General features: G+C 70.3%; 21 protein-coding genes. 10 read left to right on the top strand and 11 right to left on the bottom strand.

The genetic code is table 11. The features are described 5' to 3' along the window. Window positions 1–55 precede the first annotated feature (55 nt). The 3 genes from AB0J64_RS06590 to mce form a co-directional block, all read right to left on the bottom strand. Window positions 56–1,186, bottom strand: a complete 1,131-nt coding sequence (locus AB0J64_RS06590; RefSeq protein WP_364021662.1) for an AI-2E family transporter — start codon at window positions 1,184–1,186, stop codon at window positions 56–58. 121 nt (window positions 1,187–1,307) lie between these two features. Then, window positions 1,308–2,594 (bottom strand): DivIVA domain-containing protein, encoded by a 1,287-nt coding sequence (locus AB0J64_RS06595; protein ID WP_364021665.1) that lies wholly within the window; start codon window positions 2,592–2,594, stop codon window positions 1,308–1,310. 193 nt (window positions 2,595–2,787) lie between these two features. Then, window positions 2,788–3,210, bottom strand: coding sequence for a methylmalonyl-CoA epimerase (gene mce / locus AB0J64_RS06600; RefSeq protein ID WP_344987064.1), 423 nt, complete (start codon window positions 3,208–3,210; stop codon window positions 2,788–2,790). Between the two features lie 84 nt (window positions 3,211–3,294). Between mce and AB0J64_RS06605 the strand changes: the two genes are divergently transcribed. The 5 genes from AB0J64_RS06605 to AB0J64_RS06625 all read left to right on the top strand — a co-directional run bounded on the left by AB0J64_RS06605 (window position 3,295) and on the right by AB0J64_RS06625 (window position 6,519). Continuing rightward, the gene (locus AB0J64_RS06605; protein WP_364021669.1) at window positions 3,295–4,482 is read left to right on the top strand and encodes an acetyl-CoA C-acetyltransferase; all 1,188 of its coding nucleotides are present in this window, start codon (window positions 3,295–3,297) and stop codon (window positions 4,480–4,482) included. 98 nt (window positions 4,483–4,580) lie between these two features. Continuing rightward, window positions 4,581–5,009, top strand: a complete 429-nt coding sequence (locus AB0J64_RS06610; protein ID WP_364021672.1) for a hypothetical protein — start codon at window positions 4,581–4,583, stop codon at window positions 5,007–5,009. Continuing rightward, a complete protein-coding gene (locus AB0J64_RS06615; protein ID WP_364021675.1) occupies window positions 5,003–5,230 on the top strand; it encodes a helix-turn-helix transcriptional regulator in 228 nt (75 codons plus the stop codon). Before AB0J64_RS06610 ends, AB0J64_RS06615 begins: the two co-directional genes overlap by 7 nt. After that, on the top strand, window positions 5,227–6,207 hold the full coding sequence (locus AB0J64_RS06620; RefSeq protein ID WP_364021678.1) for an NAD(P)-dependent alcohol dehydrogenase: 981 nt from the start codon (window positions 5,227–5,229) through the stop codon (window positions 6,205–6,207). The genes AB0J64_RS06615 and AB0J64_RS06620 overlap by 4 nt, the downstream gene beginning before the upstream one ends. Window positions 6,208–6,234: 27 nt before the next feature. Next, window positions 6,235–6,519, top strand: a complete 285-nt coding sequence (locus tag AB0J64_RS06625) for a hypothetical protein (RefSeq protein WP_364021681.1) — start codon at window positions 6,235–6,237, stop codon at window positions 6,517–6,519. Between the two features lie 134 nt (window positions 6,520–6,653). Here the strand turns inward: AB0J64_RS06625 and AB0J64_RS06630 are convergent, their stop codons facing one another. The 3 genes from AB0J64_RS06630 to AB0J64_RS06640 form a co-directional block, all read right to left on the bottom strand. Continuing rightward, window positions 6,654–6,806 carry a hypothetical protein gene (locus tag AB0J64_RS06630; RefSeq protein ID WP_364021683.1) on the bottom strand — a complete coding sequence of 51 codons (153 nt, stop codon included), beginning with the start codon at window positions 6,804–6,806 and terminating at the stop codon, window positions 6,654–6,656. A 161-nt stretch (window positions 6,807–6,967) separates the two neighbouring features. After that, entirely contained in the window at window positions 6,968–7,639 is a 672-nt protein-coding gene (locus AB0J64_RS06635) for a DUF4230 domain-containing protein (RefSeq protein WP_364021686.1), read from the bottom strand. 67 nt (window positions 7,640–7,706) lie between these two features. Beyond that, a complete protein-coding gene (locus AB0J64_RS06640; RefSeq protein ID WP_364021689.1) occupies window positions 7,707–9,077 on the bottom strand; it encodes a hypothetical protein in 1,371 nt (456 codons plus the stop codon). A gap of 229 nt (window positions 9,078–9,306) precedes the next feature. Between AB0J64_RS06640 and AB0J64_RS06645 the strand changes: the two genes are divergently transcribed. Genes AB0J64_RS06645 through AB0J64_RS06660 form a run of 4 tightly spaced genes read left to right on the top strand, consistent with a single transcriptional unit; the run spans window position 9,307 to window position 12,906 of the window. Then, the gene (locus AB0J64_RS06645) at window positions 9,307–9,828 is read left to right on the top strand and encodes a MarR family transcriptional regulator (RefSeq protein ID WP_364021692.1); all 522 of its coding nucleotides are present in this window, start codon (window positions 9,307–9,309) and stop codon (window positions 9,826–9,828) included. A 34-nt stretch (window positions 9,829–9,862) separates the two neighbouring features. Then, window positions 9,863–10,801 carry a tetratricopeptide repeat protein gene (locus AB0J64_RS06650; RefSeq protein ID WP_364021695.1) on the top strand — a complete coding sequence of 313 codons (939 nt, stop codon included), beginning with the start codon at window positions 9,863–9,865 and terminating at the stop codon, window positions 10,799–10,801. A gap of 9 nt (window positions 10,802–10,810) precedes the next feature. After that, window positions 10,811–11,440 (top strand): cytidylate kinase-like family protein, encoded by a 630-nt coding sequence (locus AB0J64_RS06655; protein ID WP_364021698.1) that lies wholly within the window; start codon window positions 10,811–10,813, stop codon window positions 11,438–11,440. Window positions 11,441–11,496: 56 nt separating this feature from the next. Further along, window positions 11,497–12,906, top strand: a complete 1,410-nt coding sequence (locus AB0J64_RS06660) for an NAD-dependent malic enzyme (protein ID WP_364021701.1) — start codon at window positions 11,497–11,499, stop codon at window positions 12,904–12,906. Window positions 12,907–13,007: 101 nt separating this feature from the next. Here AB0J64_RS06660 and AB0J64_RS06665 read toward each other — a convergent pair whose 3' ends face one another. The 4 genes from AB0J64_RS06665 to AB0J64_RS06680 form a co-directional block, all read right to left on the bottom strand. Then, the gene (locus AB0J64_RS06665; protein WP_364021704.1) at window positions 13,008–13,487 is read right to left on the bottom strand and encodes a hypothetical protein; all 480 of its coding nucleotides are present in this window, start codon (window positions 13,485–13,487) and stop codon (window positions 13,008–13,010) included. 61 nt (window positions 13,488–13,548) lie between these two features. Continuing rightward, window positions 13,549–15,123, bottom strand: a complete 1,575-nt coding sequence (locus tag AB0J64_RS06670) for a glycerol-3-phosphate dehydrogenase/oxidase (protein ID WP_364021707.1) — start codon at window positions 15,121–15,123, stop codon at window positions 13,549–13,551. 11 nt (window positions 15,124–15,134) lie between these two features. After that, complete coding sequence (glpK, locus tag AB0J64_RS06675; RefSeq protein ID WP_364021710.1) at window positions 15,135–16,610, bottom strand: glycerol kinase GlpK; 1,476 nt, start codon at window positions 16,608–16,610, stop codon at window positions 15,135–15,137. Between the two features lie 56 nt (window positions 16,611–16,666). Beyond that, the gene (locus tag AB0J64_RS06680) at window positions 16,667–17,419 is read right to left on the bottom strand and encodes an IclR family transcriptional regulator (protein WP_364021713.1); all 753 of its coding nucleotides are present in this window, start codon (window positions 17,417–17,419) and stop codon (window positions 16,667–16,669) included. Between the two features lie 159 nt (window positions 17,420–17,578). On the opposite strand from AB0J64_RS06680, the gene AB0J64_RS06685 reads away from it, so the two are divergent. Further along, the gene (locus AB0J64_RS06685) at window positions 17,579–18,205 is read left to right on the top strand and encodes a TetR/AcrR family transcriptional regulator (protein WP_364021716.1); all 627 of its coding nucleotides are present in this window, start codon (window positions 17,579–17,581) and stop codon (window positions 18,203–18,205) included. Here AB0J64_RS06685 and AB0J64_RS06690 read toward each other — a convergent pair. Next, window positions 18,202–18,711, bottom strand: coding sequence for a hypothetical protein (locus AB0J64_RS06690; RefSeq protein ID WP_364021718.1), 510 nt, complete (start codon window positions 18,709–18,711; stop codon window positions 18,202–18,204). The genes AB0J64_RS06685 and AB0J64_RS06690 overlap by 4 nt on opposite strands. Between the last annotated feature and the right edge of the window lie 41 nt (window positions 18,712–18,752).

Consider the following 18,752-nt stretch of genomic DNA (forward strand, 5'->3'; position numbering starts at 1 on the left):
GGCGGCTCCTTCGGGTACGGCGGGTGTACGACGACGCCCCTTGCACCGAGGGCCCTCAGGCGCGCTCCTGGCGCGGTACCACGATCTCGCGGATGATCAGCGAGATCGCCGCGGCCACCGGGATGGCCAGCAGGGCGCCGACGATGCCCAGCAGCGCGCCGCCGAACAGCGCGGCGATCACCGTCACGGCCGGCGTCACGTCCACCGAGCGCTTCATCACCCTCGGGTAGATGAAGTAGTTCTCGACCTGCTGGTAGACGAGGAAGAAGATCGCGCAGGCGATGCCGGCGGGCACCGACTGCAGGAACGCGACGCCGGTCACGAGCACCGCGCCGAGCGTGGCGCCCACCAGCGGGATCAGGTCCGTCAGCGCCACGACCAGGGCGAGCGCGAGTGCGTACTGGACGCCTGCGACGGACAGGAAGACCCAGGCCAGGACGCCCGCGATGACCGAGATCAGCACGTTGCCCGCGACGTACCCGCCGATGCCGGTGAGGATCTGCTCGCTGATCGCCCGCGTCCGCTCCCTGCGGGAGGCCGGTACGAGCTGGAGCAGGTAGCCCTTGATCGTGTTCAGTGAGCCGAGGAAGTAGAGCATGAGCACCAGCAGCGTCACCGTGGTGTACACGCCGTTCAGCACCACGAGCCCCGCGCCCATGATCCCGGTGGCGAGCGAAGGCCCCAGCGTGGTCGTCACGAACGTCTTGAGCTGCGCCAGGATCTGGTAGTCCGCGTCGAGCTGGTGCAGCGTGGGATTCCTGCCGAGCTCGGTGACATAGCCGGGCACCGCCGCCACGAACTCCGTCAACTGCTGGCTCACCGGCGGCACCACGGCCAGGCCGAACAGCGCGAACGCCACGATGACCCCGGCGAACACGATCGAGATCGCGCCCCGTCTGGCCAGTCCGCGCCGCTGGAGGGCCTCGACGGCGGGGTTGAGACCGACGGCGAGGAACATCGCCACCACGACCAGGATGATCGTGCTCAGCGACTTGACGACCATCTGGGCGATCGCGATCGCCGTCAGCACCCCGAGCCCGCCGACCAGTCCGAACAGGAAGGGGCCCCGGGCGAGCGGCTTCCCGGGCAGTCCGTACGGTTGCGCGGCGTCGTCGCTCTGCTGAGCCCGGTTCTCCGCGGTCTTCGGACGCTCTGCGGCGGCAGTGGGCTCGGTATCCGCGGACAAGGTGACTCCCAGGGAAGGCAAGCTGATAGCAAAAAGAGAGCCTAGCGACCATCAGGTCGCCAGGCTCTCTCTCCTACCTGCTATTCAGCCCCCGTGTGCAGCCCTGTAGCCGACCGGGCCGCTACTCCTGCCACCATTCGGCGTCGTCCTCGGACTTGGTCTCCACCTTGGGGGCGGGCGTCGCGACCGGGGCCTCGACGACGGAGGGCGCGGCGAGCGCGGGCTTCGGCGGGGCGGCCGTGACCGCGGGCTCCGGCTCCATGCCCGGCAGGGCCGCGCCACCGAGCAGCTGGCGCAGCTGGGCGAGGTGGCTGGTGATGCTGTCGCGCTGGCGGGTGAGCTCGTCGACCTGGCGCTGCATCGCCGTGCGGGTGCGCTCGGCCTCGGTCTTGGCCTCGGTGACGATCGTCTCGGCGCTCGACTTGGCCTCGGTGACGATGGTCTCCGCGCTCTTGCGGGCGTTCGCGACGAGCTGCTTGGCGTGCAGGTCGGCCTCGCGGCGGGTCTGCTCGGCCTGCTGGGTGGCCTTGGTGGCCCGCGACTCGGCGGTCGCGGCCCGCTGCTCGGCCTCGGCGACCAGCTTCTGCGTGGCGGCCTGCGCCGTGGCGTGGCGCTCGGCCTCCTGGCGCTCGGCCTCCTCGCGGCGGGAGGCGAGCTGGATCTCGAACTCGGCCTCGTCCTGCGCCCGCTTGGCCTCGGACTCCTCCAACACCCGCTGGGCCTGCGCGCGCATCTCGTCGGCCTGCCGCTTGGCGGTGGTGAGCACCTCGTCGCGCTCGCGCTTGGTCGAGGCCCGCAGCTGGGCGACCTCGCGCTCGGTGGTGGTGCGGAGCTTGGCGATCTCGCGCTCGGCGTCGGCCCGCTTCTCCGCCACCTCGTGGTCGGCCGTGGCCCGCAGCTTGGCGACCTCGCGCTCGGTGGTGTTGGTCAGCTCGTCGGCCTCGCGGCGCGCGGTGGAGCGGATCTCATCGGCGTCCCGCTCGGCCGCGGTGCGCATCTCGTCGCTCTCGCGGGTGGCCTGGGCACGCTTGTCCGCGGCCTCCGCCTCGGCGGCGGCGCGCAGGTCGGCGGCCTCGACCTTGGCGGCGGCCTTGATCTCGTTGGCCTCGGACCTGGCGGCCTGCACGAGCTCGGTGGCCTGCTCCTCGGCCAGGCGGAGCAACTGCTCGATGCGGGCGCCGAGGCCGGAGTAGGTCGGGCGCTCCTGCTCCTGCAGCTGGCGCTGGGAGTCGGACAGATCGCGCTGCAGGCTCGTGACCTGCTCGCGGGCCTGGCGAAGCTCTCCGTCAAGCTGCTTGAGGTGATCGTGGACCTGATGCCGGTCGTAACCACGGAGCACCACGTCGAACTCGCGCGCTGGGGCGTCCTCGAAGAAGTTGTTGAGCTGGGCGTCGATGTCGGACTGCATGGAGGCTCGATCCTGGGTTGTCGAGACGGCTACACGGGCCGGACGGGGGGTTCGGGGCATCCGATCCAGGAGCCTGTGCCTCGCGGCAGGCTCCATGTCCGGTGGAAGGTCAAGCGTACTCCGCTGGTGCCACCTGCGAAGCCCCGTCCAGCTTTCTGCGTGACTAGTTACATATGCGTGTTTTACGCCATTTCTAGTGCTCGGCCGCCTGGACCAACTCCGTCAGCATTCCTCCCACGTCCTTGGGGTGCAGGAACGCGATCTGCGAGCCCATCGACCCGTGCCTGGGACGCTCGTCCAGCAGCCGCACACCCTTCTCGTTGATCTTAGCCATGGCGTCCTCGACATCGGGCACGCCGAATGCCACGTGGTGGACGCCCTCCCCCCGCTTGGCCAGGAATTTCCCCACAGGGGAGTCGTCTGAGAGAGGCTCCAGAAGCTGAATGTAGGAGCCCCCGCCTTCGCCGTCGGCGATGTGCAGCATGGCCTCCTTGACGCCTTGCTCCTCGTTCACCTCCCGTGCCACGACGGTCAGCTCGAACGTCTCCGAGAAGAACGCGATCTTCTCCTCGAGGTTCCTGCACGCGATCCCGATGTGGTCGATCCGCATGAACATGTGTGGTCCACCTCCATAGCCGGCGTCCGCCTACTCGTGGGTATGGTGTCAAAGAACCCGACGTGAGCGTAGGAGGCCGTTGTCATGTCCAGTTCCGTCATCGTGGCCGGAGCTCGCACCCCCATCGGCAAACTCCTGGGATCCCTGTCCGGGCTGCCTGCCGTGGAGCTCGGGGGCATCGCCATCAAGGCGGCCCTGGAGCGCGCCGGAGTGGCGCCGGAAGCGGTCGAGTACGTCATCATGGGCCAGGTCCTCCAGGCCGGCGCGGGCCAGATCCCCTCCCGCCAGGCCGCCGTCAAGGCGGGCATCCCGATGACCGTCCCCTCCATCACCGTCAACAAGGTATGCCTGTCGGGCCTCGACGCCATCGCGCTGGCCGACCAGCTCATCCGCGCGGGCGAGTTCGACATCGTGGTGGCCGGCGGCATGGAGTCCATGACCAACGCCCCCCACCTCCTGCCGGGCCTGCGCAAGGGCGTCAAGTACGGCGGCGCGGACGTCGTGGACTCGATGGCTCACGACGGTCTGTTCTGCGCGTTCGACCAGTGCGCGATGGGGGAGTCGACGGAGCGCCACAACGCCCGGCTCGGCATCGGCCGCGAGGAGCAGGACGCCCTGTCGGCGCGCTCCCACCAGCTGGCCGCCGCCGCCGTCAAGAACGGCGTCTTCGAGGACGAGATCGTCCCCGTGGAGATCCTGCAGCGCCGCGGCGAGCCGCTGATCGTCCGCGAGGACGAGGGCGTACGCGGCGACACGACCCTGGAGACCCTCGCCAGGCTCCGCCCGGCCTTCGCGGCGGACGGCACCATCACGGCAGGCTCGGCCTCGCAGATCTCGGACGGGGCGTGCGCCGTGGTGGTCATGTCGAAGTCCAAAGCGGAAGAGCTGGGCCTGGAGTGGCTGGCCGAGATCGGCAGGCACGGCAACGTGGCGGGCCCCGACGCCTCCCTGCAGTCCCAGCCGGCCAACGCCATCAAGCAGGCGATGGCCAAGCAGGGTGTGACGGCCGGCGACCTGGACCTGGTGGAGATCAACGAGGCCTTCGCCAGCGTGGTCCTGCAGTCCGTCAAGGAGCTGGACGTCCCCCTCGACAAGGTGAACGTCAACGGGGGCGGCATCGCCCTGGGTCACCCGATCGGGGCGTCGGGCGCGAGGATCGTGCTGACTCTGGCGTACGAGCTGAGGCGGAGGGGCGGCGGGCTCGGCGCAGCGGGCCTGTGCGGCGGCGGCGGCCAGGGCGACGCCCTGCTCATCACCGTCCCCAAGCGGTAGGAGCCTGTCGGGGCGGCCGGTCATCCGGCCGCCCTTTCTGCGGCCGTGTGATGTAAAGAATTCTAGACATCGCGTCTGAGTTGTTTTACATTCCAACCATGGCACCCGAAGAGAAACGCGCATGGATCATGGCGGTGGTCTCGGCCTGCGCCTACGGCGCCTATGTCGCGATCATCCTGGGCAGAGCCCGGAGCATCCCCATCACCGAGGTGCCGTACGCGGCCACGCTGCTGTGGAGCGTCGGGGGCGCGATCGCGGCGACGATCGTGCTGAACATCGCGGTCTCGATGGCCTCCCCGAGGGACATCGGCAAGAAGGACCAGCGCGACAGAGAGATCCATCGCTACGGCGAGTACACCGGCCAGTGGTGCCTCGTGCTGGGCGGTGTCGCGGCCCTGTGGATGGCGATGGCCGAGGTCGACCACTTCTGGATCGCGAACGCGATCTACCTGGCGTTCGTCCTGTCGAGCGTCCTGGGATCCGCGCTGAAGATCATCGCCTACCGCCGTGGCCTGCCGTCATGGTGAAGCCCACCAAGGTCACCAACTCGATCCGGGCCCTGCGGTTCGCGCACGGTGAGATGACGCAGGCGGAGCTGGCGGAAAGGGTGGGGGTGACGCGCCAGACCATCATCGCCATCGAGCAGGGCCGCTACTCGCCGTCGCTCGAGATGGCGTTCCAGATCGCGCGGGTGTTCGGGGTGCCGCTCGATGACGTGTTCCAATATCCGGACGGAGAAGCGTCATGAAAGCGATCGTTCACGACACGTATGGGTCCGCTGACGTCCTGAAATACGTGGACACTGCGCGCCCGGTGCCCGGCCGGGGCGACGTCCTGGTACGCGTGCACGCGGCCGGCCTCGACATGGGCGTCTGGCATCTCATGGAGGGCGTGCCGTACGTGATGCGTCCGGCCATCGGACTCCGCGCCCCCAAGACCAGGGGGCTCGGCACGGACATCGCGGGCACGGTCGAGTCAGTGGGAGAGGACGTGACCCGGTTCCGGCCGGGCGACCGCGTCTTCGGCACGTGTGGCGGCGGCGCTTTCGCCGAGTACGCGTGCGCCCGCGAGGACAGGCTCATGCCGATCCCGGAGAACCTCGCCTTCGAGCCGGCGGCGGCCATCCCGACCTCGGCCATCACCGCCCTCCAGGCACTGCGCGACCAGGGGCGGGTACGGGCGGGACAGCAGGTGCTGGTCATCGGGGCCGGCGGGGGAGTGGGGACGTACGCGGTGCAGCTGGCCAAGGCGTTCGGCGCGGAGGTCACCGGGGTGTGCAGCGCGGCGAAGGCCGACCTCGTACGGTCGATCGGCGCCGCGGAGGTCGTCGACTACACGCGCGAGGACTTCGCCGACGGGAGATGCCGTTACGACCTCATCGTCGACACGGCGGGCAACCGCTCGCTGTCCCGTCTCCGTCGCGCCCTGACCCCTCGGGGAACGTTGGTCATCGTCGGCGGCGAAGGCGGCGGGCGATGGCTGTCGGGCCTGGACCGTCAGCTCCGGACCGCTCTGCTGGCGCCGTTCGCCCGCCGGCGGCTCCGAGTGGTCTTCGCATTTCCCCGGGAGTCGGACTTACGGCAGTTGGCGGAGCTCGCCGGTGCCGGCCGGTTCACGCCCGTCATCGACAGGACGTTCCCGCTGAGCGAGGCCCCTGACGCCATCCGTCTCCTGCTGCGCGGCCAGGTGCGAGGCAAGGCCGTCATCACCGTACCGGCCGGTTAGTCTCGACCGGCCGGTTAGTCTCGCCGCATGGCGAGGGTCCTGGTCACTGGAATGTCGGGCACGGGCAAGTCGAGCGCGCTCAAGGTCCTGGCCTCGCGCGGCCACAGGACCGTCGACACCGACACCGACGAATGGAGCCACTGGGTGACGGCGCCCGACGGTTCGCCGGACTGGGTGTGGCGCGAGGACGCGATGGCCGTCCTGCGTGATCTGGCCCTCGTGGAGCCGCTGCTGCGGGCCACGTCCACGCATGAGATCGACGCCTCCGCGCCGCTCGACAGCGTCGTACGGCAGCTGGAGGCCCTTGCATAGCGCGATGCCCCGGTCCGACCAGGAAGGGACCGGGGCATCGCGACGCTGGCGTCATGAACCCGTGACGCCGCCCCCTTACGGGGGCTGTTCAGCCCGGCCGCGAGGGAGGCTGCGGCCGGGCTGCTTGTGTGCGGTCATGAGGAGAGGAGCTTGGCGAGGACCGAGCGGTTACGGCGCTCGGACCGCAGGCCCTTGCCGGCCTCTCGCGCGCGCCGCTCCTCGGCGGCCGCCCGCCGGAGTTCGGAGGCGCGGTACTGCATGACGGAGTATTCGAGTTCGGCGTTCATCCGAGTGCCCCTTGTGTTTCGTGCTTCTTCTTCCTTGCACTCTTAAGACTCGTCCTAAGGCCCTCCCCGACACATCGGGCGGATGCCTTATCTAAGGAGGTAAGAGCAGATAGGGAGGTACTTAGGAGGGTGCACAGGGGCACTAAGGCACCCATAGGGAGCTAGGGCTCGTCCGTGTACTTCACCGTGACCTTGGTGAAACCGAGCGATTTCAGCAGGCCCGTCATCATCGCCTTGGTGTTGGCGTCCGCGCGGGCGCGCAGGTCGCTCGCGACCGCCGCCTCTGTGATCTTCTTCTCCGCCAGCAGGTACAGCTCACGCTGATCGCTCGGCGACCCGGACAGGAAGTCGTGGACCCGGTCGAACAGGCCGCGCTGCTGCGCGTACACGTACGACCGGTTGTTGTCCAGGTTCGGCTTCTCCAGTTGCGCCCGGGGCAGGCGCACGGTCGCCTGGGTGCGGTCCTCGGAGACCGTCACCGCGTTCGTGGCCAGGCCGGAGAAGTCCACGTACGCGTCCACCCCGCCCGCCCCGACGAACAGCGTGCGGGTGCCCTTGATCGAGTCGGGCAGGAAGTTGGCGTCCTTCTCCAGGTCCACGACGACCTGGAAGTTCCCGGTCGCGGCCTCGAAACGGCTCAGGTCCTTGATCGACTGCAGGAGGACCGGCTGGCTGCGGTCGACGGTCCGCTCACCGAGCGGGTTCAGCCAGGTCCAGGCCAGGCGGCCGCCCACGACGAGCAGGACCGCCAGGACGAGGAGCCCCGCTACATATCGCCACCTGCGGCGCCGCTCGGGGGCGACCCCGGGCGGCAACGTACGGGAAGTCGTCATGCGACCATGACTACCCGCCCGGCGATCACCATTCCCAGCCGTCAGGTGACATCTTCCAATCCGGCCGTCAGTCAGTCGGGGATCCCATGCCGGCCATGGACGTGCTGGGCGCCGAGTTCGGCGTGCCCTCGGTCTCCGGGTACACCGGATACACGTGGGTCGACTCCGGCGACGGGTGGGCCGAGGACGGCGCCACCTGCGCCCGCGCCGGGCCTCCGCCGAAGTACGTGCTCGACAGCCCGCAGTTCTGGAAGTCGCTGTAGAACATCCGCAGCCACTCCCGCCGCTGGTGCTCGCTCAGCCACGAGAACCACGACGCCGCGTACTGGTGCTCGGGCAGCGGGCCCCCGGGCAGCGGCTCGCCGCGCAGCCACGCCATCACGATCTCCCGGTAGCCGTCCGCCACCGTGCCCGGGCAGCGGGCGGCCAGGGACTCGATGTACTCGTACGCGGCCTCCTCGGCGAACCCCGCGGAGAGGTCGGGCACGTGGATGGGCGCCAGCCCGTTCGACGGCTTCAGCTCCTCCTCCAGCGGCCGCTGCTCCACCCGCGTGAACGCCGCGGGCGTGCCCGCCAGCCGCGAGGCGATCTGCGTGAAGGTCGCGCTCAGCTCGGTCAGCCCCGCCCGCATCCCCGGATGCACGCACACCGTGATCGGCCAGTCCTGGCAGCTGTAGGCGATGTCCACGGCCGCGGCCGGCTTCGGCTGGGCCAGCACCCGGGCCACGCCCGTCCCTGCCGCCAGCACCGACAGCAGCGCGCACGCCAGCACCAGCGCCTGCCTGGTCACCAGCGCCGCCCAGCCGAGCAGCAGCGCCGCCGTGAGGCCGAGCAGCCAGATGGTCTGGTCGAGGAACGGCGCCCCGCTCAACCCCTGGAACAGGTCGTACGGCTCCCCGGTGCCGGGCGCCAGCTGGTCGGCCCAGCCGCGGTCCTCGGCCAGCCACGAGAACAATCCGTAACAGGCGAGCCCGGCCAGGGGCGGCGTGAACGCCCTGGGCAGCACCCACCCGGCCACCCATCCGATCACCGAGTACAGGGCCAGCCCCGCCATGCCCATCCCGAGACCGGACAGGCTCAGGCGCCCCGCCTGGTCGGTGATCACCGTCTTGACCGCCAGCACCAGCACCGTCGCCCCGAACGAGCACATGACGACCACCACGATCGCCAGCGGCGCCTTCAGCGCCCGCCACGTCGTGAGCGATCGCCCGCGCAACGCCCTGCGCTTGCGCAGCGCCACCCAGGCCGCGAAGGCCGCGGCCACGGGCCCGGTCATCCGCAGCGAGCCGATGACGGCGGCCACGATGTTCTCCCACGCGTCCACGCCGGGTATCAGGACGTTCCACGCCGCCACCAGGCCGAGAGCCATGAGCACGGCCACCGTGACGGCCGCGCTGTGTTTCAGCTCCTCTCGTGAAACGCCCGCGTGCTCACGCACCCTTTTCCTCGTTGACGTTCATCAAGCACCCCCCGTGCCCCTCGGCAAGACGAAAACGGTCAGTCCGGCCTGTCCCCACAGGCCGATGGACTTGGCTTCCGCGTCACCATGTGTACGAGAACCATAACTGAGCGTGATGATTGACGTCCGTATTCTTGGTCAAGCGGGGATGCCTGTTGCTCCAGGTCACCGGACGAACCGGGATGACCGGCGCGCTAGCGTATGCGCTGTGTCGCAGCCCAAGCCGCTCAACCTGCCGTTCGACCCCATCGACCGCGCCGCGGAGAGCTGGCGTGCCCACTTCGGGCCCTCCGCCGCCATGGCCGCGGTGACCTCGATCATGCGAGCACACCAGATCCTGCTGTCGCAGCTCGACGCGCTGCTCAAGCCGTACGGCCTGACGTTCGCCCGGTACGAGGCCCTCGTCCTGCTGACCTTCAGCAAGACGGGCGCGCTCCCGCTGTCCAAGATCGGCGAACGGCTCATGGTCCATCCCACGAGCGTCACGAACACGGTGGACAGGCTGGAGAAGTCCGGTTTCGTCATCCGGCTGCCCAACCCGCGCGACGGGCGCGGCGTGCTCGCCGAGATCACCAAGGCCGGCAGGGACGTCGTGGAGCGGGCCACCCGCGACCTGATGGACGCCGAGTTCGGCCTGACGATGTACGCCGAGGACGAACTCCACCAGATGTTCGCCCACCTGCGCACCCTCAGGGTGGCGGCGGGAGACTTCGAAGAGGGCGGCGGGTGACTCGTCGCCTCGACGATGCGGCAAGATGAAGAGCATGGCGGACTTCTCTAGGCCCGGGTCGCTCTACGGAGCGATTGACCTGGGCGCGCGCAAGCAGGCCCTTGAGGCGCAGGCCCGGCGGGAGGCGGCGGGTCCCCAGGCGGCCTCGTCGGCCTCGGTCGTCGACGTGACCGAGGAGACGTTCACGACCGAGGTCATCGACCGGTCGATGACCGTGCCCGTGGTGCTCGACCTGTGGTCGCCGAGGGCGCCGGGCAGCGCCCAGCTCAGCCCGGTGCTGGAGAAGGTGGTCGGCGAGCTCGGCGGCAGGGCCGTGCTGGCCAAGGTCAACGTCGACACCAGCCCGCAGATCGCCCAGGCGCTGCGCGTGCAGGCCGTGCCGACCGTGCTGGCGATCTTCCAGGGTCAGGCCGTCACCGGCTTCCAGCAGGTGCTGCCCGAGCAGGAGGTGCGCCGCTGGCTCGACGAGCTGATGGGCGCGGTCGAGCAGTTCTACCAGGCCAACCCCGGCGCCCGGCCCGAGACGGCGGCCGGTGACCAGGAGGAGCCCGTGGGGCCGCCGGTCGACCCCGACATCGTGGCCGCCGAGCAGGCCATCGAGAAGGGCGACCTCGACGCGGCGGCGGCGGCCTACGAGCGCCTGCTGGCCCGCGCGCCCGGCGACGAGGACGCCAAGATGGGCCTGGCCGGCGTCAACCTGATCAAGCGCACCGAGGGCGTCGACCCCGCGGACGTCCAGCGGCGGCTGCAGGCCCCCGACGACATCGACGCGCACCTGCTCGCCGCCGACCTGGAGATGCTGTCCGGCTCGGTCGACGAGGCGTTCGCCCGCATCATCGCCGTGGTCAAGCGCACCTCGGGTGACGAGCGCGACAAGGCCAGGCGTCATCTGCTCGGCTTGTTCGACGCGTTGCCGGCCGACGACCCATCTTTGGCGAAAGCCCGTAGAGCTTTGGCGAGCGCACTGTTCTAACCTGGGTGTATGCGGGTCGTCACCATATCCGCGACATACGGCACGGCCGGCAGCCAGATCGGCCCGGCCGTCGCGGAGCGTCTCGGTGTGCCCTTCGTCGACCGCGCCATCCCCAGCGCCGTGGCCCAGGAGCTGGGCTGCACGCTGGAGGAGGCGCTGGCCCACGACGACCGGGCCGAACACGGCCTCGGCAGGCTGCTCTCGGGTGCGATGCGGCTGCCCACGGTCACCTTCGGCGGTGTGGACATGTACGTGCCGGGCGCGATGCCGCTCGCGCCCGAGGAGTTCGTCCGCCGTACCGAACGCATGCTCAAGGACATGGCCGGCGACCAGGGCGGGGTGTTCCTCGGCCGGGCGGGGGCCGTGGTGCTGGCCGACCACCCGGGCGCGCTGCACGTCCGGCTCGACGCGCCGATCAAGCGCAGGATCCGGCAGACGGCCACGCTCGGAGGGATGAGCGAGCGCGACGCCCGCAAGATCATCGAGGACAACGACCGCGCCAGAGTGTCGTACGTACGCCACTTCTACCGCGTGGATCCGACTGACCCCCGTCAATATCACCTGGTGATCGACAGCACCACGATCCCCGTTCCGACATGCGTCGATCTGATCGTCACGGCGGCCGAGGCACTGGACTGACCTGGGGAGCCCTATCATGGGGGACATTCTTGGTCAGTCCCGAAGGAGCGATTGACGTGGCGACCGTCCCGAGTGTGTCGTACTCCATCACCGTGCGTCTCGAGGTTCCGGCCGGCGGCAAGGCCGTCAGCCAGCTCACCCACGCCGTAGAGTCGGCAGGGGGTGTCGTCACCGCGCTCGACGTCAGCAACGCGGGCCATGAGAAGCTCCGCATCGACGTGACCTGCGCCGCCAGGGACACCGACCACGCCCAGACCATCGTCGACCAGCTCGAGGCCGTCGAGGGCGTCGTCATCCACAAGGTGTCCGACCGCACGTTCCTCATGCACCTCGGCGGCAAGATCGAGATGAAGTCGAAGGTGCCGCTGCGCAACCGCGACGAGCTGTCCATGGCGTACACGCCGGGCGTGGCGCGCGTGTCGATGGCCATCGCGCGCAACAAGGAGGACGCCAGGCGCCTGACCATCAAGCGCAACACGGTCGCCGTCGTCACCGACGGCTCGGCCGTGCTGGGGCTGGGCAACATCGGCCCCGAGGCCGCGCTGCCGGTGATGGAGGGCAAGGCTGCGCTGTTCAAGCGGTTCGCGGGCATCGACGCCTGGCCGATCTGCCTCGACACGCAGGACGTCGACGAGATCGTCCGCACGGTGCAGGTGATCGCGCCCGGGTTCGGCGGGATCAACCTCGAGGACATCGGCGCACCGCGCTGCTTCGAGGTGGAGCGGCGGCTGCGCGAGCTGCTCGACATCCCCGTCTTCCACGACGACCAGCACGGCACGGCGATCTGCGTGCTCGCCGCCCTCACCAACGCGCTGCGGGTCGTCGACAAGAGCATCGAGAACGTCAAGATCACCATGGCGGGCGCGGGCGCGGCCGGCAACGCGGTGCTGCGGCTGCTGCTGGCGGCCGGCGCGCGCAATGTGGTCGTGTGCGACTACCTGGGGGCCGTGCACCGCGGGCGCGACGACCTCGACGAGTCGCTGCAGTGGATCGCCGACCACACCAACGCCGAAGGCTACTCGGGCGACCTGCGGGGAGCGGTCAAGGACGCCGACGTCTTCGTGGGCGTCTCCGCGCCGGGCATCCTGACCGGTGACGACATCGCCACGATGGCCAAGGACGCGGTGGTGTTCGCGCTGGCCAACCCGGAGCCCGAGGTGTCGCCCGACGACGCCCGCGAGCACGCGGCCGTGGTGGCCACGGGGCGCTCCGACTACCCCAACCAGATCAACAACGTGCTGGCCTTCCCCGGCGTCTTCCGCGGGCTGCTGGACGCGCAGGCGGACGGGGTGACGCAGGAGATGCTGCTGGCCGCCGCCGGCGCCCTCGCCGCCGTCGTGACGCCGGAGGAGCTGGGTCCCAACTACATCATCCCCAGCGTGTTCCACCCCGACGTGGCGACCGCCGTCGCCGCCGCCGTGCGTGAATCCGCCGGCGGCCGCGCGCGCGGCTTCACCGAGGCGTAAGGCTCGATACGGCCGGGCACGGGCGGCGCCACCCGCCGTCAAGGGGGACACTCGCCTCGGAGGGGTCTACAGGGGCGTAGAGACCTTTACGCACCCATCCCCTACGAGACCTGCGTCTCGATGGCGGGCATGAGGTGATAGCTCTCCTGGAAGACCAGGTTGTGGGCGTCGCCGGCGGCGATCACCCGCAACGTGTCGAGCTGCGCCTCCGCGTCCGCCGCGTCGAAGACGTTCATCGGCCAGTCACCGACCGTGTTGCCCCGCAGGTGCGGGTGGTGGAAGTCGCATCCGTAATGGGCCACGACGGCGATCGGCTGGACGTGGCCGGCGCGCTGCTCCGGCCACGTCAGCGACCACATCGCGTTGAGCCCGCCCTCGCGGGACCGGGTGACCCCGCTCGCCACCACTTCACCGGTGCCGAGCAGCAGGTCGGCGTTGACCTCGTCGAGGGCTCTGCGCGCCACCGGGTCCAGCAGTTCGGCGGCCCTGGCGAACAGGCGCTCCTTGTCCTCCCGCGAGACGGCCTGGCCGTGGATGCCGTCGCGAAGATCGCAGAAGTGACGGATCAGGGCTTGGTTCATGGGAGTGCACATGCCACCCCCCTTCCCAGCCGCCGCACGGCCAGACCACTTCCGGTAGCGCTCAGCCGAGCAGCTCCTGGATCCTGTCCCGTACGTCGGCTGTGTCGAGGCCGCGGACCGTGAGCGTCGTGCGGCGGCGTACGACGTCGTCCACCGTGGCCGCCCACTCGCGGTCGCGCGCGTAGACAGCCTGGGCCCAGATGTCGGGACCGTCCGGGTGGATGCGCTCGCCGAGCCCGGGGTCCTCGCGGATGAGCCGGGACAGGTCGAACGCGATCGAGCCGTAATGCGTGGCCAGATGCCTGGCGACCAGCGGGTCCATGCGCGCGCCCGGGTCACGGTCGGTCCACAGCCGCATGGCCACCGCGTCGGGGCTGGCCACGCCCGGGAGCGGTACGGCGGGCAGGATGTCGGCCAGGTCGTCGCCCAGCGGCTGCCCCGGCAGGTGGGCGAGCGTGTCGAGTACGTGCCTGCCGATGTGGCGGTAAGTGGTCCACTTGCCGCCCGCCACCGAGAGCATGCCGCCCGCGCCCCTGGTCAGCACCGTCTCCCGTTTGGCCGCCGTCACCTGGCCTGGCCTGCCGGGCAGCACCCGCAGGCCGGCGAAGGCGTAGGTGATGTCCTCGCGCCTGACCTGGGAGTCGCGTACCGCATGGCCGGCCTCGTCCAAAATCTGGGCGATGTCGGCCTCGGTGACGCCCACCGCGCCGGGGTCGCCCTCGTACGCCTCGTCCGTGGTGCCGAGCAGCAGGTGGTCCTCCCACGGGATGGCGAACGACACCCGGTACTTGTCGATCGGCGTGGTCAGCGCGGCCTTCCACGGCTCGTGGCGGCGCAGGACCAGGTGGGCGCCCTTGGACAGCCGGATGCTCGGTGCCGCGCCCGGGTCCTCCATGCGCCGCAGGTGGTCCACCCACGGCCCGGTGGCGTTCAGCACGAGCCGGGCGGAGACGCCGAACTCGGTGCCGTCGAGCCGGTCGCGCAGGTCGGCACCGGTGACCGTGCCCGCGACCGTGCCCGCCGCGGCGCCGCCCGTCTTGCGCAGTCCGACGACCTCGGCGTGGTTGAGCACGACGGCGCCCGCGTCCACGGCGGCCCGGACGGTCATGACCGCGACGCGGCTGTCGTTCATCTGGTGGTCGCCGTAGACGGCGGCGGCCCGCAGGCCCTCGGTACGCAGCGCCGGCACCTTGGAAAGAGCCTGGTGAGGGGTGATCACCTTGCCCATGCCGTCGCCGAACACCGACAGCGCCGAGTACAGGAACACCCCCGCGCCCAGCTTGGCCGCCCCGTGCGGCCCGCCCTTGTAGATCGGCACCAGGAACGTCAACGGCTTGACCAGGTGCGGGGCGATGTCGGCGGCCAGGGCGCGGCGCTCGCGGTGGTTCTCGGCGACCAGCCTGACGTTGCCGGTCTGCAGGTAGCGCAGGCCGCCGTGGACGAGCTTGGACGAGGCGCTGGAGGTGGCGCCGGCGAAGTCGCCCGCGTCCACCATGGCCACCCGCAGCCCGGCCTGGGCGGCCATCCAGGTCACCGACGTGCCGAGAATGCCACCGCCGATCACGAGCAGGTCGTAGGCGGTGCGGGAGAGCTCCTCGCGGATCTCCGCCCGGTCGGCGCCGGTCGTGGTCCTCATGTCCAAACTCCCTACTGCTCGACCCAGTCGAGGGTGCGGGCCACGGCCTTCTTCCAGTTGCGGTATTCGCGCTCGCGGGCGGCCTCGTCGATGGCCGGGCGCCATTCGGCGGCCTTGTGCCAGTTGGCGCGCAGGCTCTCGATGTCGGGCCAGTAGCCGGTCGCCAGCCCCGCGGCGTAGGCGGCGCCGAGGGCGGTCGTCTCGGCCACCATGGGGCGGATCACCGGCACCGCGAGCACGTCGGCGAGCGTCTGCATGAGCAGGTTGTTCGCGGTCATGCCGCCGTCGGCGCGCAGCGTGGTCAGGTCGAGCCCGGAGTCGGCGTTCATCGCGTCGACCACCTCGCGGGTCTGCCACGCCGTGGCCTCCAGCACGGCCCGCGCGATGTGCCCCTTGGTGACGAACCCGGTCAGCCCCGCGATCACCCCGCGCGCGTCCGAGCGCCAGTGCGGCGCGAACAGCCCCGAGAAGGCCGGTACGAAGTAGCAGCCGCCGTTGTCGTCGACCGTCCTGGCCAGCGTCTCGATCTCGGCCGCGCTGGAGATCAGGCCCAGGTTGTCGCGCAGCCACTGCACCAGCGAGCCGGTGACCGCGATCGCGCCCTCAAGGGCGTAGGTGGCGGGGCCGTCGCCGATCCGGTAGCCGACGGTGGTCAGCAGGCCGTGCTTGGAGACGACGGGCTCCTGGCCGGTGTTCATCAGCAGGAAGCTGCCGGAGCCGTAGGTGCTCTTCGTCTCGCCGGGCGCGAAGCACGTCTGCCCGAACAGCGCCGCCTGCTGGTCGCCGAGCGCCGAGGCGACCGGCACGCCGGCCGCGGTGTGCCCGTAGACCTCGGCGGACGGGCGGATCTCCGGCAGCATCGCCCGGGGCACGCCGAGCGCGGCGAGCAGCTCGTCGTCCCAGGCCAGCGTGTGGATGTTCATCAGCATCGTCCGGCTGGCGTTGGTCACGTCGGTGATGTGACGCCCTGTGAGGTTCCACAGCAGCCAGCTGTCCATCGTCCCGAACAGCACCTCGCCGCGCTCGGCCCGCTCCCGCAGCCCGGGGTGCTCGTCCAGCAGCCAGCGGATCTTCGGCCCGGAGAAGTACGTCGTCAGCGGCAGCCCCGCCTTCTCCTTGAACAGCCCCTCGTGCTCGGCCAGCGCCCGGGTCAGCTGGTCGGTGCGGGTGTCCTGCCAGACGATCGCGGGGCAGACGGGCCGGCCGGTCGCCCGCTCCCACAGCACGGTGGTCTCGCGCTGGTTGGTGATGCCCAGCGCGGCGATCTGCCCGTCCTCGAGGCCGGCGCCGCCGACGGCATCGGCCAGCACGCCCTGCACGGCCTGCCAGATCTCGGCCGCGTCGTGCTCCACCCAGCCGGGCTTGGGGAAGATCTGGCGGTGCTCGCGCTGGGCGACGGAGATGATGTTGCCGGCCTGGTCGAAGACGATGCAGCGGCTGGACGTGGTGCCCTGGTCGATGGCTGCGACGTAGTGAGGTCGAGGCACGAGGTTCCTCGCTTGGTTCAGGTTCGGCAATGCCGAACGAATGCTATTTCGTGGCCTTAGGGATGTTCAAGTGAGCGGGTGATCGCGCGGGCGGCGTCCCGTACGTACGAGACGAACTCCATGTGCAGGACGCCGTCGGCGGCCAGCCGCTCGACGGCGCCGCGGATGCCGATGGCGCCCACCACCAGGCCGCGCGGGTCCTTGATGGGCGCGGCGATGGCCACCTCGCCCTCGGTCAGCTCCTCCGTCTCGGCCGCCCAGCCGCGCGTCCTGACCAGGTCGAGCTCCTGCTCCAGCGCCGCAGGGTCGACGATCGTGTGCTTCGTGTACGGCTGGAGCGGCGGAGCGGGCGCCTCGCCGTACGGGTCGTGCGCGAGCAGGACCTTGCCGAGCGCGCTGGCGTGCGTCGGCAGGTAGGTACCCACCTGGAGGGTCTGCATGCTGTCGTCCGGCCGGAACACGTGGTGGATCACCAGCACGTGGCCCTCGTGGAGGGTGCCGATCCAGGCGCTCTCCCTGCTGCGCCCGGCCAGGGCGTCGGCCCAGTTGATGGCGCGGGTGCGCAGCTCGTTGACGTCGAGGTAGCTGCTGCCCAGATGGAGCAGCGTGGCGCCGAGGCGGTACTTCCCGCTTGTCTGGTCCTGCTCGACGAACCCGACGTGGACCAGGGTGCGCAGGATGCCGTGCAGCGTGCCCTTGGGCAGCCCCAGTGCCCTGGCCAGCTCGGCCACGCCGAGCTGGCGCGGCCCCGAGGCGAGCAGGCGGAGGATCGCGGCCGCCCGCTCGACCGACTGAATCGTCTCTCCCACAAGCCGAACCATAGCGCAGTTGCGTTCGGTATTGCCGAACGAATCTTGAGGTGGAACCGATCACCCCGCGTCCGCGTCCAGGAGGAGGGGAAAACGCGATGTTGATCCTTAATGGAATGGAAGTTCCGTTAAAATGGAACGTTGCGACAAGGAGAATTGATGGACCTACCTTCCCGTTCGGCGGGAACCGTGCGGCCAGGGGGCCGTACGGCGAGGGTCCGCGCGGCCGTCATGGAGGCCACGCAGGACGAGCTGGTCGAGCACGGCTTCCACGGCCTGACCATGGACCAGGTCGCGGCCAGGGCGGGCGTCGGCAAGACCACGGTCTACCGGCGCTGGGGGAGCAGGGCCGGCCTGGTCACCGACCTCATGACCGAGCTGGCGAACCAGTCCACCCCCCATGCCGACACGGGTGACGTCGAAGAGGACCTGCGGGCCAACGCCCTGTCCGTCCTGGGGGCGATCACCGACGGGCGGCTCGGGGCCACGTTCCAGGCGGTGATCGCCGCCGCCACCTGCGACGAGCAGGCCGCCGGCGCGCTGCGCGTCTTCTATCTGCGCCGGATCGAGGAGTGGGCCGGCGTCGTGGACCTGGCCGTCAAGCGGGGTGAGCTGCCCGAGGGCACGGACGGCGGGGAGGTGATCCGGGCGATCTCGGCGCCGCTCTACTACCGGCTGGTGGTCACCAGGGAGCCGGTGACCCGGGAGGACGCCGAACGGTCGGTGTCACGCACGCTGACCGCCGCCAGGGCCGGGGCGTTCGTCGTACGGGAGACGGCGCTCTAGGGGGTCGAGCGCGGCCAGATGGAGCCGTACCACCACAGGATGCCGCCCATCACGATCAGGCCCCCCGCCGTGGCCAGCTTGGCCATGAGGTCCACGGGCGGGCCGGTGAAGGGCAGGTTGCCGCGGTGGTGACCCCAGGGGCAGTCGTTCGTGACGCGGGTGGAGTCGATGAGCTCGTCCTGACGGCCGCCGTCGACGAAGAACGCCTCGATCTCGGCCGCGCTGCCCTTGCGCACCCGGACCTGCCTCGAGACCGCCTTACGGGCCGCGATCGAGCCGGTCGCCACGCTCTCCCCGTCGGCTCGGACGTCGAAACGCACGGGCGCGGAGGTCAGGTTGCGCAGGGTGATCTCCGCGCGTCCCGAGCGGCAGGCCACGTCGTCCACGGTCAGCGTGAACGGGTCGTCGCCGCGGTCGGGCCACGGCCACGCATGCGCCTGGTGGGGAAGGAACAGTGCGCCGCACACCGCGAGCGCCGCCACGACGGCACGTGAACTTGTGCGCATTGGACCCCCCTCGGCGCGATCTTTGCTACGTAAGGTGCCCA

It is taken from the genome of Nonomuraea sp. NPDC049695, from assembly GCF_040674955.1.
Taxonomy (GTDB): domain Bacteria; phylum Actinomycetota; class Actinomycetes; order Streptosporangiales; family Streptosporangiaceae; genus Nonomuraea; species Nonomuraea helvata.

Bases quoted from the DNA above. Each gene is read 5' to 3' on its own strand.
- AB0J64_RS06625 (WP_364021681.1), top strand. From the start codon at position 6,235: ATGGCGAGGGTCCTGGTCACTGGAATGTCGGGCACGGGCAAGTCGAGC.
- AB0J64_RS06690 (WP_364021718.1), bottom strand. From the start codon at position 18,711: ATGCGCACAAGTTCACGTGCCGTCGTGGCGGCGCTCGCGGTGTGCGGC.
- AB0J64_RS06635 (WP_364021686.1), bottom strand. From the start codon at position 7,639: ATGACGACTTCCCGTACGTTGCCGCCCGGGGTCGCCCCCGAGCGGCGC.
- mce (WP_344987064.1), bottom strand. From the start codon at position 3,210: ATGTTCATGCGGATCGACCACATCGGGATCGCGTGCAGGAACCTCGAG.
- AB0J64_RS06605 (WP_364021669.1), top strand. From the start codon at position 3,295: ATGTCCAGTTCCGTCATCGTGGCCGGAGCTCGCACCCCCATCGGCAAA.
- AB0J64_RS06630 (WP_364021683.1), bottom strand. From the start codon at position 6,806: ATGAACGCCGAACTCGAATACTCCGTCATGCAGTACCGCGCCTCCGAA.
- AB0J64_RS06665 (WP_364021704.1), bottom strand. From the start codon at position 13,487: ATGAACCAAGCCCTGATCCGTCACTTCTGCGATCTTCGCGACGGCATC.
- AB0J64_RS06655 (WP_364021698.1), top strand. From the start codon at position 10,811: ATGCGGGTCGTCACCATATCCGCGACATACGGCACGGCCGGCAGCCAG.
- AB0J64_RS06650 (WP_364021695.1), top strand. From the start codon at position 9,863: ATGGCGGACTTCTCTAGGCCCGGGTCGCTCTACGGAGCGATTGACCTG.
- AB0J64_RS06610 (WP_364021672.1), top strand. From the start codon at position 4,581: ATGGCACCCGAAGAGAAACGCGCATGGATCATGGCGGTGGTCTCGGCC.
- AB0J64_RS06670 (WP_364021707.1), bottom strand. From the start codon at position 15,123: ATGAGGACCACGACCGGCGCCGACCGGGCGGAGATCCGCGAGGAGCTC.
- AB0J64_RS06615 (WP_364021675.1), top strand. From the start codon at position 5,003: ATGGTGAAGCCCACCAAGGTCACCAACTCGATCCGGGCCCTGCGGTTC.
- AB0J64_RS06620 (WP_364021678.1), top strand. From the start codon at position 5,227: ATGAAAGCGATCGTTCACGACACGTATGGGTCCGCTGACGTCCTGAAA.
- AB0J64_RS06685 (WP_364021716.1), top strand. From the start codon at position 17,579: ATGGACCTACCTTCCCGTTCGGCGGGAACCGTGCGGCCAGGGGGCCGT.
- AB0J64_RS06595 (WP_364021665.1), bottom strand. From the start codon at position 2,594: ATGCAGTCCGACATCGACGCCCAGCTCAACAACTTCTTCGAGGACGCC.